Here is a 14,214-nt window from a genome sequence, read left to right on the forward strand (position 1 = left end):
TTGCCACGCCAACTGCATCTCAACGCATTTCTGATGGGGGTCGGCCACCACGAGGCAGCGTGGCGGCACGAGCGCACCGATGTGCGAGACCTGACCGACGTCAAGCACTTCCAGCGGCTGGCGCAGCTGGCCGAGCGCGGCAAGCTCGATTCGGTGTTCTTCGCCGACGGGCTCGCGGTGGGGCCCCGAGTCAAGCACAACACACAGGCGATCTTCGAGCCGATCACTCTGTTGACCGCGATGGCGACGGTCACCGAGCACGTCGGGCTGATCGCCACCGCCACCACCGGCTACATCGAGCCCTACACCCTGGCCCGCAACTTCGCGTCGCTCGATCACATCAGCGGCGGCCGTGCCGGGTGGAACATCGTCACCTCGGCGGGTGAGGACGAGGCGGCCAACTTCGGCGTCGAGGGCATCCCCGACCATGCCGGGCGCTACCGGCGGGCCGCTGAATTCGTCGACGTGGCAACGGCTTTGTGGGACAGCTGGGAGGACGACGCCCTGGTCCTCGACGAGTCCACCGGCATCTTCGCCGATCCGGACCGGGTGCACCGCATCGACCACCACGGCGAGCATTTCACCGTCCGCGGCCCGCTGAACTCGCCGCGGTCGGTGCAGGGCCGTCCGCTGCTCGTGCAGGCCGGGTCCTCGGAGGCCGGAAAGGATTTCGCCGGGCGGTACGCCGAGGCGATCTTCACCGCGCAGCGCTCGGTCGAGGACGGCACGGCGTTCTACCGCGACGTGAAGGCCCGCGCGGTGAAGTTCGGCCGCAGCGCCGACGACGTGTTGATCCTGCCCGGCATCGTGCCGTTCATCGGCCCCACCGAGGAGGCCGCCCGTGAGTTGGAACAGCAGTTCACCGACCTGATCTCGCCCGAATACTCACTGCGTCAGCTGTCGCAGATGCTCGGGGTCGATCTGACTGCCCACACGCTCGACGCGCCGTTGCCCGCCTTGCCACCCATTGAGCAGATTCAGGGCAACAAGAGCCGCTACCAATTGGTCAAGGACCTGGCCAGCAGCGAGTCGCTGACCGTGCGCCAGTTGATCGCCAAACTCGGTGGCGGCCGCGGACACCGGACCTTCGCCGGCACCGCCGAGCAGGTGGCCGACAACCTGGAGCTGTGGTTCACCGCGGGCGCCGCCGACGGCTTCAACATCATGGCGCCGTATCTGCCCGGCGGGTTGGAGGACTTCGTCGAGCAGGTGGTGCCGATCCTGCAGCGTCGCGGGCTGTTTCGGACTGACTACACCGCGACGACCCTGCGCGGACACTACGGGCTGGAGCACCGGCCCAGCCGGTACACCGCGACGGCGGCGGCCAGCACCGCCTAGAGCGCCGAGCGTGCCCTCAGATCGCGATTTCGTCGTCACCCGTGATCTGAGTGCACGCTCGGCGACTGCGCTAGCGGTAGTTGACGAACTGCAGTGCTACGTCCAGGTCGGCGCCACGCAGCAGCGCCTGGACGGCCTGCAGGTCGTCGCGCTTCTTCGAGCTGACCCGGATCTCCTCGCCCTGGATCTGGGCTTTGACGCCCTTGGGGCCGTCGTCGCGGATGAGCTTGGTGATCTTCTTGGCCTGCTCGCTCGTGATGCCCTGCTTGATGTCCCCGGACACCCGGTAGGTCTTGCCGCTGGGCTGCGGGTCGCCGGCGTCGAAGGCCTTCATCGAGATGTCGCGGCGGACCAGTTTCTCCTTGAACACATCGACCGCGGCCTTGACGCGCTCCTCGGTGGAGCTGACCAGTTCGATGGACTCCTCGCCCTTCCAGGCGATGGTGGTGTCGGTGCCGCGGAAGTCGAACCGGGTGGACAGTTCCTTGGCGGCCTGGTTGAGCGCGTTGTCGACCTCCTGGCGGTCGACCTTGCTGACGACGTCGAAGCTGGAATCCGCCATTGGACGCCCCTCCTCTTCCCTCGGTGAATGCTGCCGGTTTGTAGCTTAGGTACATCCTCGTCGCACCTTGCTGCCCGCACCACAGGAGGGGCCGTGGCGGCTAAGCGGAATCGTCTCCGGACTTCAGCCCCGTTGCGCGATGCGGCACGCGGGCGCGCGTCATGCCCGAGGAGCCGTTCAACCGCTTCGACCACTGTTTCTTGACCAGGGACCGCAGCTTGGACGCGGTGCGCTGCGGCCTTGATTCGAAGGTCGCAGCCGGGGTGGGTTTCGCTGACTTCGGGGCCACCACCGGAGCCACGGCGGCGTCCTTGGATCTCATCGGTGCCGGATCGTCAGCGACGACTGCCTTCGCCGATGCGACGGCACTGTCGACGATGTTGATACCCGGACCGGTTTGGCTCACGGTGATGCCGTCTTGCCCGACAGCGCCGGCGACGGCGAACGGACCACCTTGTGTCTTAACGGTATTGGTGCCTGAAGTATTGAACGCCAGGGAGGCGAAGCTGTCGATGTCGAACCCGGCGACGACTCGTCCGTCACCGTCGAGGTTGATCGCGAGGTTGCCGATTCCGAATGCCTCGGCCCAGTTGTAGTCGACATGGTCGCCGCGGTTGATGGCGATATTGGCGATTCCACTGGTGACTGAGTGTCCCTGGGCGCCGTCGGTCACCGCGAGCGAAGTAAGCCCCGCCGAACGGGCGTACGCGTGGTAGCCGTTCGCGTAGGCGAACGTGAGGACGCCTCGTGCCGTCGAGTACGAACCCTCACCGACGGCGAGTGCCGCACTCAGTGAATTGAGGCTCAGGAGCTCGGCAGGGACCACCGCGGATGCACCGTCGCCGATCGCCAGCGCCCCGGTGAACCATCCGTACGCGGACGCGGTGGCACCGTCGCCGATGGCGATCGCCACGTCGGCCAGACCGCTGGAGCAATCCGCGCTGCTGCTGAGGCCGAAGGCCGATATGCAGGACGCGTTCGCGGAGGGCCCCGAATATGCCAGGCCGGCGAGCAACGCGCCGGAGGTCACCACCCCAGCGAGCAGCACGCTCGTGCGTCTGCCGTCGAATCGCGCGGTGTTCTGTCGCATGTAGGGCCTCGCTCCATGGAGTTGACGTCTGGCCGGCACAAAATAACGCGCGCGCAACATGGGGATATAGGTAATTGCCTACTGCATTTGAGACGGTCGAGCGCCCGCGCCTACGACACCGGCAGAATGTGGTCCGCATCGCAGATACGCTGCCGGTTTGTAACTTGGGTACATCCTCGTTGTACCCTGCTAGTCGCACCAAACCGGAAACGGGGCGGCGCACCAGCAAGGCAGATTGCCCGAGCGGCCAATGGGAGCGGACTGTAAATCCGTCGGCTTACGCCTACGCAGGTTCGAATCCTGCATCTGCCACCCTGATCAGGCCCCCTTTCGAGGGGGCCTGACTGGTTTCTACGGTCTGGACGCCGAGGTTGGCGGATAGCGGCGACCGTCGAACGGTTGGCATCTGCTCGCCGGTTCCGCCACCACCCGCTGGCCGGCGGCGTCGGCCGACCACCAGCCGAAACGACGGACTTCAAGTCGGCAGTCCGGTTCTGCGTGCTCCTTCGCCCACCGCACCGCGGTGCGTTTGCGCCAGAACCCGGCGATCGGCATCACACCACCGTCAGGGCGGTGCATGAACACATACCAGCCAACTCTCATCGGGACCCCCGTACCGACAATGCCTACGTCATTTCGGACTCTATTCTGGTGCGGGCGTACCGCTTTCCGTCAAATCGGGCGGGGTGCTCGGCTGTACGGCGCATCGTCTACCCGCTGGACAGGCCGAACAAACCCCTGGACAGCATCGGCAGAATCGACGGCATGACTACGCATCGCGTCGTCGACCACAAGCTGTTGAACTTCGCCAGCCACATCGACGACAACACCATTGAGCAGGCGAAGCAGACCGCTTCGATGCCATTCGTGCATCCCCATGTCGCCTTGATGCCTGATGCCCACAGCGGCATGGGGTCGGCTGTCGGCACTGTTATCCCGACCATCGACGCGGTGATCCCGGCCGCGGTCGGCGTCGACATCGGCTGCGGCATGATCGCGGCTCGCACCGAATTCACCGCAACCGACATCAAGGGCCGTGACCTGGCGGCGCTGCGCACGGCGATCGAGGCGGCGATTCCGCTGTCACCGGGTAACTACAACGACACGCTGGCCCGGTTCCCCTTCACGGCGGGTCGCATCACCGACCTCGAGCACTTGGCCAAGGACGGCGGAATCGACCTGTTGCACTCGCCCAAGTGGCGCGAGCAGCTCGGCTCCCTCGGCGGCGGCAACCACTTCATCGAACTGTGCCTGGACCAGGACGACCGGGTGTGGCTGTTTTTGCACTCGGGTTCCCGTGGTGTGGGAAACAAGATCGCGCAGAGGCACATCAGGATTGCGCAGAAGCTCATGAAGCGGTGGTGGATCGATCTGCCCAACCCCGATCTGGCCTACCTCCCCCAGGGCACGCAGGAGTTCGGCGACTATCTGCGGGATCTCAACTGGGCGCAGCGCTTCGCCTTCGAGAACCGTGCCGAGATGATGGACCGCTACATGTGGGTGTTCGCCGCGTGGATGGGTTACGCCCATCTGGATCGGCCGAAGACCGCAGGCGACTTCGAGGTCGAACGCTTGAACTGCCACCACAACTACACCCGCAAGGAACACCACGGTGGCCGCGAGGTGTGGTTGACCCGCAAGGGTGCGATCGATGCGCACAAGGGCGTCATGGGACTGATCCCGGGCAGCATGGGAACCCGGTCGTATGTGGTGCGGGGCAAGGGCAACGCCGCAGGCCTGTGCTCAGCTCCACATGGTGCCGGTCGCCGGTTCTCCCGCAACGAGGCGCGTCGCCGTTTCACCGCAGACGACCTCGCCCAGCGGATGCAGGGCATCGAATACCGCCACGGCGAACAGTGGATCGACGAAATCCCCGACGCGTACAAGGACATCGACGTCGTCATGGCCGACGCGGCGAGCCTGATCGAGATCGAACACGAGCTCCGTCAGGTGCTCAATGTGAAGGGTACGTAGCTCAGGACTTACGCCCGGCAACCAGATAGATCACCGGCAGCACCCCCGAGGTGCTCAGGAGTCCGAGGGCGCTGCCCCACAACCACTTCGGGCCCTTGACCTGGTCGGCCTCTCGGGCGGCGAGGTCGCGTGCCGTCCAGGCCCGAAGCGCGGCATCGACGGCGGCTACCACGATGACGGCGGTCTTGGCGGTGGGCGACAGGTCATTCCAGCGCTTCTTGGCCACGAGCGCGTTCCTTTCGGGGGAGAGGCATCGGTTGTTCCCCCAAGATATTCCAAGGTATTTCCACGTGGTGGCGCCCGATACGCACTGGACACCTCCAGTCGAACCGGCGGATGATGGCGATCATGGCGCGGACCTCGGTTCTGTATGCCGCATTGCTGACGGCTGCGGGCGCCGTCGCCTCGGTCGTCTCGGCACCGGTTGCGTCCGCCGGAGCCGACGACGTGATCCGCGACCTGGAATCGCAGGGCTACACGGTTCACATCAACTGGACCACCGGATTCGACACCAAGCCCCTGTCGGAGTGCTGGGTCACCGGCGTCAACAATCCCGGTAGCCAGACGCCGGGTCCGACGACGTTCGTGACGGTCTACGTCGACGTCGCCTGCCCGAACCACGACTACTGAGCGGTTATGGACTGACCGGCATCGTCGTCACCGGCGAGCCGCCGTAACTGCCGCTGCCGGAGCCACTCCCGCCGCCGAATAGGCCGCCGCTCGACGACCCGCCACCGGATGACCCGCCGCTTGAGGACGAGCTACCGCCGGATGACGATCCGCCCCCGTAGGGCGAGCCGCCACCAAACGGCGACTGGGGCGCGACCGTCGTAACCGGCGCCTGCGTCGCAGGAGCTTGTTGTTCGACCGGCGGCGTATAGGTCGGTGCGGTGTGGGTCGGTGCCTCGATCGGAGGCACGGTCTCCTGAGCGGACGTGTGGGTCGGCGCCACCGTCGTGGTGGGTGGCGCTGTCGTGGTGGGTGGCGCCGTGGTCGTCGGTGGCGCGGTGGTCGTGGTGGGCGGGGCCGTCGTGGTCGTCGGCGGTGCCGTGGTGGTGGTCGGCGGTGCGGTGGTCGTCGTCGGGGGCGCCGTTGTTGTCGTGGGCGGCGACGTGGTGGTCGGTGGGGTGGTGGGGGGCGTCGTCGGCACCCACGTCGGCGCCGTCGGCCACACGACCGGAGGCAGCGGGATCGGAACCGGAATCGGGATCGGCACGGGCACCGGAGCCGGCGGAACCACCACGGGTGCGGGTGCCGGGGCAGGTGCAGGAACCGGCGCGACCGGCGGAGCCTCGTTGACCGGCTGGTTGACGGGGGCCTGACGCACCTTGGGCGCCGCCGGTGGCGGCGTCAGCACCGAGACCGGCAGGGCGACGGGATCCGGCTCGTGCGGAACCGGCGGAAGGTAATTGCCGGGTACGGTGGCCGCCTGTTCGGCGGGCGCGGGCTGCGCGCGCACATCGGCTGCCGGCCGGACGTTGATCGCGACGGTGACGGCCAACGTGGCGAAGGCGACCACCACGAATGTCAGGGCACTGCCCATGAGCAGCATCCGCGGCGGTGGCGGCGCGATGACGGTCGTGTAGTCCGGGTCGTCGTCCTGTTCGGGGACGAACTCGTTGACCGCGTCCATCGGCATCTCGTCGGCCCAAGGCTGGTCCTCGGGATCCTGCGAGTACGCCAGGTCCGGTCCGACGGCGGCGTCCGAGGCCGCAGGAGCCATCTGCGTCGCCGCGGCAGCAGGAGCCATCTGAGTCGCCTCGGCGGCGGCGGGTGCCAGCTGCGTGGCATCGGAGGCGGCGGGCGCCATCTGGGTCGGATCCTGTGGCACACCGACGACGGGTGCCATCTGAGTGGATGCACTGGCCGGCGCGATGTCGTCCACCAACTGGGCAGCGCCCCGGGCGATCGCATAGCCCGCGTCCGGCGCCACCTCGATCGGTGCGGTCGAACGAAGCTCTGCCGCAACCGAATCAAGATCGAGGCGTTGGCCGACCAACAACACGCGTCCGGGGGCCTCGTCGGCGGGTACCCGTTTGAGCGCCGCGGCGCACGCTGCGGCGGCGCCGGCGGTGCCGATCGGGATCGTGGCCAACGTGGCCGATATCGGGGCCGGTGCGGCCGTGCGGTCCCCGACCACGGTCAGCGACACGGTGTCATCGGCGGCCAGCAGCAATGCCGCGTCGGCGCCCACGCTGCGGGCCAGGGCTGCAGCGGCTTCGCCTTCGGTCACGACCTCGACGTTCGGCACTCCGGCGTCGAGCACGGTCTGGCGCAGCGTGTCGGCCGCCGAATCGTCGGGCAGGCACAGTCGGGTCGCGGCCACTTGGTTGCCGGACTCGGTCACCGCGCGGTAAGTGCCGATGATGGTCTCGGCGAGCTCCGACATTTCGGCTACCAGGTCGTCGGGCAGGTCGAGCGCGTACTGATCCAGAACCTGGCCGCCACTCGCAGGCGATCCGATCATTGCCAAGCGCGCCACACGCCCGGTGACCGCCACCCCGAGGACTACGTCCACGGTTGCACTCCTTGCTTCACAGATATATGTCGAGCCCCGACGGACATTTCCAAGCTACCGCACAGCTGCAACGGACTTTGGTGGTCAAACGGTGCGGCTGCCAGCGCTGCTTGTGCGTCGGAGCAAAAGTGAGCACGCTGGTTGAGTCCCGTTGCGTTGTCACTTCTAGAGAGGAATCGGTACGTGAGCGACGAGCGTTACGACGCGTCCGCCACCGTCCAGGTGGCGACGGTGGCCACGCCGGCGGCGGAGCGTCCTCCGCGGGTCGGCTACGTGCCCACCCGGACCAACCGGGTGCGTGACGGCCTCGCCGTGGTGCTGCTAGTCATCGCGATGCTGCTCCCGTGGAACCTGGAATTCGGCGTCGGTGTCCCGGGCAGCGCCGGGTCGACTTTCGTCATGCTGGCCATCGTGACGCTGCTGGCGATCGCCGCCGCACTCGCACCGCACCTGGGTCCGTTCCGGCTCGGTGGAGACAAGTCGGATGTTCGGCGCACCAGCCGAATCCGGCTCGTGCTCAGCGCCGCTTACTTGATCGTGGTCATCTGTTTCGTCGGCTATCACGTGGTGCAGACGGTGCGTGGCGGTGGCACCGGGGCCGTCCCGCCGGGGGTGGGTCCGGGCATGCTGCTCGGCGTCGCGGGCGCGCTGCTCGCCGGGCAGCCGCCCATTACGTCGATCACGGTCGAGGACAACAAGTTTCGGCGCTGGTATGCCGTCGCGCGGGTGATCGGTTTCCTGTCGATTGCGCTCGCGACGCTGTCGGTCGCGTTCAACGTCTACTGGCGGCTGCGGTACCTGTTCGTCACCCAGGTGGAGTTCGGTGCGCACGATGTCGCTGTCATCGCCACGACGGTGCTCTACGGCGCGGAGGCGATGATCGCGCTGGTCATCGCCTCACGCTGGCTGACCGAGCGGACCGGGGCGGCACGGCTGGCCACGACGGCCATCGGCGTTTCGGGTGCGATCGCCGCCACATTGGTGTGGCTGGCCGGCATCGGCCGTGATGTCGACGCGTTTCACGGCATCGCCCAGAACACCTCGACGGCGGCAGTGGGCTACGAGGGCTACCTCGCCTGGGCGGCCGCGGCCGCGATCGTTGCGCCGACGACGCTGTATGCCGTCTTCCTGATCAGGCCGCCGACCATCGGTGCCTACCGCGGTGCCGCCCAGAAGTGCCTGACGCTGATCGCCTTCTGGGCGTTCGCGGCGGCGGCGCTGCGGGTTGTCGACTTCGTGATCGCCCTGTCGCTCGACCTCCCGCGGGCCTTGTACGACACGGTCGCGATGACGGTGTTCAACCTGGTGACCGCGTTGGTCGCGCGCTGGCTGCACCGCCAGTTGGAGAGGGGGCTGACGTCGACGACCGTGGCGGCGGCCTTCAGCGCCGTGTTGTTCGTCTTCACGGTGGCGAACGTGGCCATCGGCGTCGCCCTGGCGCCGCGCTACGCCGGGCCTGCGCCCGCGGCGATCTATGGCAACAACCTGGCGCAGCAGATCACCAGCACCTTCGACGTCACGGTATGTGTGCTCAGCCTGCTCGTGCTGGTGGTGATGGTGTTCACCGGACCGTTCGCCGGCTATCTGGTGCGACGCGAAACCCGTTCGGCCAAGCCGGTGATCCCCGAACCACCGACCGCGACGTTGCTGCCCAAGGCGGGCGTCGAAGACTCCGCGCCCCCGACCATCGCCCGGCAGCCTCGTGCGGCGGCCGTGCCGAGAATCGTTCGCCTGAAAGAGGATTCGACGACGGTGCTGGCCGCACCGCCGACGACCGATCTTCAGGTGCCGACGCAGGCGCTGCGGATCCAGCGTCGTCCGCAGCGCCCACCGACGGACGGTTAGCCTGCGTGCGACCGCTTCTGCTTCGCCGGACGGTTGTGCTGGGCACCCACGGACTTCGTGGATTGCTTCGCTGCGCGGCGTTCCGCGCGAGTCGACGTCCGGTCGGACCGCTCGTGTCCGGACTTGGCGCTCGGTGCCGGTTCACGGGTTGAGGAACGGGCCGGCAAGGCCGTCCGATGAGCGCTCCGGGAACGTTCCACATCCGGGACCGATGTCAACCGCCGTGGCGCCGAAGCGGAATCACTGCGGGCAGTGGCCGATGGCACACGCGCGGGACGATCGGCCGGGGTGCGCTTCGGCGCCGCGGTGTTGATCGCGGTGTCGATCGCGGTGTTCACCGTGGCAGTCGCCGGGGCGTGAGCGTCGCCCGGTTCAAAGGCTTTTCTCGGCGCCGTTGCATCGCCGAAAGCTTTCATGAACTCGGCCAACGGCCTCGTCGCATCCGACAGCGACCTCGAGATTTCGTCCACGACGTGGCGCACCCCCTGGGCCACCGGTGAGGTGTCCACCGGGGCCGCTGGATGCTCGGTCCACTGATCGTCCGGTCCGGTGCCGGAGACCACCGGATCGGGCAGGGTCGGGACGTAGGGTTCACCGCCCAGGATCGCCAGCGACTGCGCGAACGCTCCCGGCAGCCGGTCCATTGCCTCGTCGAACTTGGCCTGAGGAGTCGTCCAGCTGAGTTCTCTGACTTGGCTGGGATCTGCGGTGCGGTCGTAACCCATCTCGACGAACACTCGTAGCACCGGGTCGAGCGCGTCGACGAATCGTTCCGCGCCGATCAGCGATGCCGGGATGCGCAGCGGCGCCAGCAGTGGCAGATACTGCGGCAGCATCACGTAGGTGGTGTTGCCGACCTGAGTCCTGACGGCGTTGGGGGCATCCGCGTACTCCAGCACATAGCCGGGAAAGGCGTGCCCGAAAGCCATCCCGGCAATGGCGTTCGCGACGGACAGCGGATTGAGGTACTCCGGGAAGTCGGCGACGCCGTCGTACTGATTTTGGTAATAGGTGGTCTTGAAGGGGCTGTCCGATGGTCCGGGACGGCCCAACGGGAAGAGGTCACCCAGCACCGGCAGGTCCTTCCACGCGCCGAAGCGCGTCAGGATGCCGCCGTTGGGCTGATACGGGTTTCCGATGAAGATGAACTCGTAATCCTCAGCGTTGGCAACGTAATTCGGGTCTTTCGCCATGTCGTAACGCGCGATCTCGGCGACCTGTGTCCCCTGCGATACGCCGATGATCGTCACCTTGTCACCGGCCGGTGCCGCGGCGATGTCCCGCTCGAGGTAGCCGGCCCCGATGGCCTCGGATCGCTTCAGTGACTGCGTCCAGTACGGCAGATCGGACAGCACCGGGATATCCGAGATGATCGGCAAGCTGACGCTGATCTGCGCCGGGTAGGCGACCGTGTGGTACGCGTCGCCCTCCGGGATGGTGCTGCCGTAGAAGAACAGCGGAATGCTCAACCCGAATGCGTCGTAGGAGGCCCCCACGCCCAGCGTGGTGCCGACGAGACGAACCGCCGCGCTGTAGGTGGTCGATGGAGTGCTCACGCTGACCCCGGCGGATACCGCGACGACGACACCGCCCGTCAGCAATATCGAGCCCCACCGACATGAACCGCGCTGCCAGCCTTTACCGCGCTGCAGTACCCCCTGGAGACCCCGACCCTTCATTCCGGCACCTTTCTTCCCCCACCGTGGTGGGTTCGGCCATCGTGGTGATCCGGCGGAGTATCAACGTCTGTGGCCCACTGCCGGCCGCGAACCGGGAAGGTGCCCAGTGCCACTTCCGACGCTCATAGTGCCCGAAAGCTACCAGCAAGCCCGTTGGCCCGCAGCAAGATTCGGGCATGTTCACCAAGGTCGCTGCCGCCGGGTCCGAGCCTGCTACGCGATCGTGTCAGGTTGGCAACTCCCGTGTCCGGCGGGTGGTCGTGCAATTCTCCGCCAAACCGTCACCGAGAGTCATTGGAGCAAACGATGATCCAACGCGCTCAAAGATCCGCCGTACAACGGCTAACTCGCGTGGGTGCTCTCGTGTTTCGACGGTCGGTCGCGTTTCCCGTCCACCGATTTCGCGGAATGCTCAGCGGCGCGCCTTGCTGATCGAGCCGAAGCCCGGTCGGGGCGATCGGTTCCCGACGACGTGCTCGATCCCTGGTCCTGGGTCGATCTGCGGGTGGTCACGTCGCGCTTCCCAGAACCGTCGGCATCCGGGACCGCTCTCAGCCGTCGCTGCGCCGAATCGGTTCGGGGATAGTCCGTTCGCGGCCGCCCGTGCCGACTGAAAGGCGTGGGCTTCGGCGCGGTACCGGCGTCCGGTTCGACAGCGCTCTTGGGGGCTGTCGGCTCGCCGATGGCTTGCAGCACCTTGGCCAGCGGGCGGGTGGCGTCCGACAGCGCCGTCGCCACGTCGGCCACGGTGTGGCGTACCCCTTGTTCAAATGGCGACGTACCCACGGGATCGATCGGATGCTCGGTCACCGGTGTCTCCGGTTCGGTATCGGAGACGACAGGCTGGGGCAGGGTCGGGACGTACTTCTCGCCGCCCAGGATCGCCAGTGACTGCTGGAACGCGCCGGGCAATGCGTTCAGGGCCTCGTGCACCTTCTCGTCGGGGGTGATCCAACCGAATTCCTTGACCTGGCTGGGATCTGCGGTGCGGTCGTATCCCATTTCGACAAACACTCGTAGTACCGGGTCGATTGCGTCGACGAATCGCTCCGCGCCGATCAGGGATGCGGGAATCCGCAGCGGTGCCAGTAGTGGCAGGTATTGCGGCAGCATCACGTAGGTGGTGTTGCCGACCTGGGTGGACACCGCGTTGGTCGCGTCGGGATGTTCCAGGACGTAGCCGGGAAAAACATGCTGGAACACGATGCCGGCGAGGGCGTTGGCGATGGACAGCGCGTTGAAAAAGGCTGGGAAATCAGCGAAGCCGTCGTACTGGTTCTGGTAGTAGGTCGTTTTGAAGGGGCTGTCGGACGGGCCGGGACGTCCCAACGGGAAGATGTCACCGAGTACGGGTACGTCGCTCCACGAGGTGAAGCGGGCGAGGATGCCGCCGTTGGGCTGGTACGGGTCGCCGATGAGCACGAACTCGTAGTTCTGGGCGTTGGCAACGTAATTCGGGTCCTTGGCCATGTTGGCCCGCACGATCTCGGCAACCTGGGTGCCCTGCGACATCCCGATGATCGTCACTTTGTCGTCGGCCGGTGTGTTGGCGATGTCCTGCTGGAGGTAGCCCGCCCCGATCTGTTCGGACCGTTTGAGCGAGTGCGGCCAGTACGGAATATCGGACAGCCCAGGAAGATCGGAGATGATCGGGATGTCGAGGTTGATCTGTGCCGGGTAGGGGACGGTGTGGAACGAGTCGCCTTCGGGGACGGTGCTGCCGTAGAAGAACAGCGGGATGCTCAACCCGAAACCGTCGAATGAGGGCCCCACGCCGATCGTGGTGCCGACGAGACGAACCGCGGCACTGTAGGTGGCGGACGGGGTGGTGACGCTGACCCCGGCCGATACGGCGACGACCACTCCGCCGGCCATCAACATCGACCCCCAACGACGTGAACCGCGCTGCCGGCGCTCACTACGCGGCAGCGCCCCCCGGCGACCCCGACCGTTCATGCCGTTCCTACTTTCCTCGTTGGTTAGGCCGGCCAGATGTCCGGACGCAGGCGCAATTTCCAGAGGGACTGCCAACACATCAGTGACGGAATGTGACGGGCGCCACTTCGTACGCAGCCGAAAGTTACCAGTGGGTAGAAGTTATGGCAAGGATGACTTTTTGAAACAAGGACTCTTGTTGCAATTGTTTTCCGAGGTCAGCGCGCAGAGGCCGCGATCCCGGCGCGCACCACGGAGACGAAGGTCGTCATGGTGCCGATCAGGGTGTCGATGGTCGGCGGTGAGTCGCGGTTGATCTCGCGTTGGTGCAGCCAGTCGGCCACGCTCTCGAACAGGCCACCCACGGTGGACACCGCCAAGTCGTGGTAGTCCACGGCGCCGTTCGCGGGCAGGCAGGGAAACTCGCGCTGGCGCCACAGTCCTTCGAGAAAGGCCGCGGTCCAGCGACGATTCTCGCGGCGGAGCCGTTCGACACGTGGCGAGATCCCGGCGCATTCACCGAAAGCCACCACGGCCACGCGGGGGTCGTCGACAAGTGCGTGGGCGAAGGCCGACAGCAGGCGATGGACGGTTTCGTCGGGATCATCGGGCGCATCGGCGAGCGCTTCGACCGCCTGCGTCTCGATTCGTTGTGCGATCTGAGTCAGCAGGGCCAGATAGCAGTCCTCTTTGCTGTCGAACACCTCGTAGAACGCTTTGTTGCCGACATACGCCGCCTGGCAGATCTGCTCGATCGAGGTGTTCGGGTATCCGTCGCGTGCGATCAGTTCGAAGGCGGCCGTCAACAGTTGTTCGCGGCGATGGGCACGACGCTGTTCGGCATCGAGTCCGCGGATCGTGCGCTGCCCGCGGGGCTTTGCAGTGGGCCCCGGCGTTTCGTGCGCATCGGGGGCCACCGGCGGTCTACCCATGGGTCGCAGTGTAGTGGCGCCACGGGGGGTGGATCCGGTGATGCCCACCTTCTGATGTGCGATCTGATGCGCGATGTGGGTGTCCGGCAGACGATGACGGACCGCGTTGGTGGGGTGCTGGTGGGTGGCCGGGTTTCCTCGCCGCGCGATTGCCGAGAGTTGTTGCGGGAAAGGTGATTCGGTGGCGTCCGCCGGGCGTGCCGGGGCTGAGTGGATGCCAAACGCCTTGGCCCACTTCCTGAGAGTTCTCTTTGGTTCTTGAGGGAACTCTATGCTTCATATTCTCGGAGCGCGCTTATAGCGGTGCTGTGCCACAGTGAATTAGTGGGAAAGTTCGGAAG

12 protein-coding genes and 1 tRNA gene are annotated in these 14,214 nt (G+C 66.4%); 5 read left to right on the top strand and 8 right to left on the bottom strand.

Translation table 11 applies throughout. The features are described 5' to 3' along the window. On the top strand, nucleotides 1-1,338 hold the full coding sequence (locus tag ACZY08_RS08930; RefSeq protein WP_463745170.1) for an LLM class flavin-dependent oxidoreductase: 1,338 nt from the start codon (nucleotides 1-3) through the stop codon (nucleotides 1,336-1,338). A 70-nt stretch (nucleotides 1,339-1,408) separates the two neighbouring features. On the opposite strand, the gene ACZY08_RS08935 is transcribed toward ACZY08_RS08930, so the two are convergent. Together ACZY08_RS08935 and ACZY08_RS08940 are read right to left on the bottom strand one after the other, a co-directional pair. Next, complete coding sequence (locus tag ACZY08_RS08935) at nucleotides 1,409-1,900, bottom strand: YajQ family cyclic di-GMP-binding protein (RefSeq protein WP_463745169.1); 492 nt, start codon at nucleotides 1,898-1,900, stop codon at nucleotides 1,409-1,411. A 100-nt stretch (nucleotides 1,901-2,000) separates the two neighbouring features. Beyond that, the gene (locus ACZY08_RS08940) at nucleotides 2,001-2,990 is read right to left on the bottom strand and encodes a hypothetical protein (RefSeq protein WP_463745168.1); all 990 of its coding nucleotides are present in this window, start codon (nucleotides 2,988-2,990) and stop codon (nucleotides 2,001-2,003) included. Nucleotides 2,991-3,219: 229 nt separating this feature from the next. On the opposite strand from ACZY08_RS08940, the gene ACZY08_RS08945 reads away from it, so the two are divergent. Then, a tRNA-Tyr gene (locus tag ACZY08_RS08945) sits at nucleotides 3,220-3,302 on the top strand. A 39-nt stretch (nucleotides 3,303-3,341) separates the two neighbouring features. Here ACZY08_RS08945 and ACZY08_RS08950 read toward each other — a convergent pair. Then, nucleotides 3,342-3,593: a hypothetical protein gene (locus ACZY08_RS08950; protein WP_463745167.1), complete on the bottom strand. Its 252-nt coding sequence runs from the start codon at nucleotides 3,591-3,593 to the stop codon at nucleotides 3,342-3,344. A 162-nt stretch (nucleotides 3,594-3,755) separates the two neighbouring features. On the opposite strand from ACZY08_RS08950, the gene ACZY08_RS08955 reads away from it, so the two are divergent. Further along, on the top strand, nucleotides 3,756-4,964 hold the full coding sequence (locus ACZY08_RS08955) for an RtcB family protein (protein WP_463745166.1): 1,209 nt from the start codon (nucleotides 3,756-3,758) through the stop codon (nucleotides 4,962-4,964). A gap of 1 nt (nucleotide 4,965) precedes the next feature. Here the strand turns inward: ACZY08_RS08955 and ACZY08_RS08960 are convergent, their stop codons facing one another. Next, nucleotides 4,966-5,190, bottom strand: a complete 225-nt coding sequence (locus tag ACZY08_RS08960) for a hypothetical protein (RefSeq protein ID WP_463745165.1) — start codon at nucleotides 5,188-5,190, stop codon at nucleotides 4,966-4,968. Between the two features lie 122 nt (nucleotides 5,191-5,312). On the opposite strand from ACZY08_RS08960, the gene ACZY08_RS08965 reads away from it, so the two are divergent. Beyond that, nucleotides 5,313-5,594 carry a hypothetical protein gene (locus tag ACZY08_RS08965; RefSeq protein ID WP_463745164.1) on the top strand — a complete coding sequence of 94 codons (282 nt, stop codon included), beginning with the start codon at nucleotides 5,313-5,315 and terminating at the stop codon, nucleotides 5,592-5,594. A gap of 4 nt (nucleotides 5,595-5,598) precedes the next feature. On the opposite strand, the gene ACZY08_RS08970 is transcribed toward ACZY08_RS08965, so the two are convergent. Beyond that, nucleotides 5,599-7,482 carry a DUF7159 family protein gene (locus tag ACZY08_RS08970; RefSeq protein WP_463745163.1) on the bottom strand — a complete coding sequence of 628 codons (1,884 nt, stop codon included), beginning with the start codon at nucleotides 7,480-7,482 and terminating at the stop codon, nucleotides 5,599-5,601. Between the two features lie 183 nt (nucleotides 7,483-7,665). Here ACZY08_RS08970 and ACZY08_RS08975 point away from each other — a divergent pair, with 183 nt between their 5' ends. Beyond that, nucleotides 7,666-9,327 carry a DUF7937 domain-containing protein gene (locus tag ACZY08_RS08975; RefSeq protein ID WP_463745162.1) on the top strand — a complete coding sequence of 554 codons (1,662 nt, stop codon included), beginning with the start codon at nucleotides 7,666-7,668 and terminating at the stop codon, nucleotides 9,325-9,327. Here ACZY08_RS08975 and ACZY08_RS08980 read toward each other — a convergent pair. The 3 genes from ACZY08_RS08980 to ACZY08_RS08990 all read right to left on the bottom strand — a co-directional run bounded on the left by ACZY08_RS08980 (nucleotide 9,324) and on the right by ACZY08_RS08990 (nucleotide 13,873). Beyond that, nucleotides 9,324-11,006 (bottom strand): PE-PPE domain-containing protein, encoded by a 1,683-nt coding sequence (locus ACZY08_RS08980; protein ID WP_463745161.1) that lies wholly within the window; start codon nucleotides 11,004-11,006, stop codon nucleotides 9,324-9,326. The two genes, ACZY08_RS08975 and ACZY08_RS08980, sit on opposite strands and share 4 nt — an antisense overlap. Nucleotides 11,007-11,348: 342 nt before the next feature. Then, on the bottom strand, nucleotides 11,349-12,962 hold the full coding sequence (locus tag ACZY08_RS08985) for a PE-PPE domain-containing protein (protein WP_463745160.1): 1,614 nt from the start codon (nucleotides 12,960-12,962) through the stop codon (nucleotides 11,349-11,351). 197 nt (nucleotides 12,963-13,159) lie between these two features. After that, complete coding sequence (locus tag ACZY08_RS08990; protein ID WP_463745159.1) at nucleotides 13,160-13,873, bottom strand: TetR/AcrR family transcriptional regulator; 714 nt, start codon at nucleotides 13,871-13,873, stop codon at nucleotides 13,160-13,162. Between the last annotated feature and the right edge of the window lie 341 nt (nucleotides 13,874-14,214).

Source organism: Mycobacterium sp. IDUB_9 (assembly GCF_055419505.1).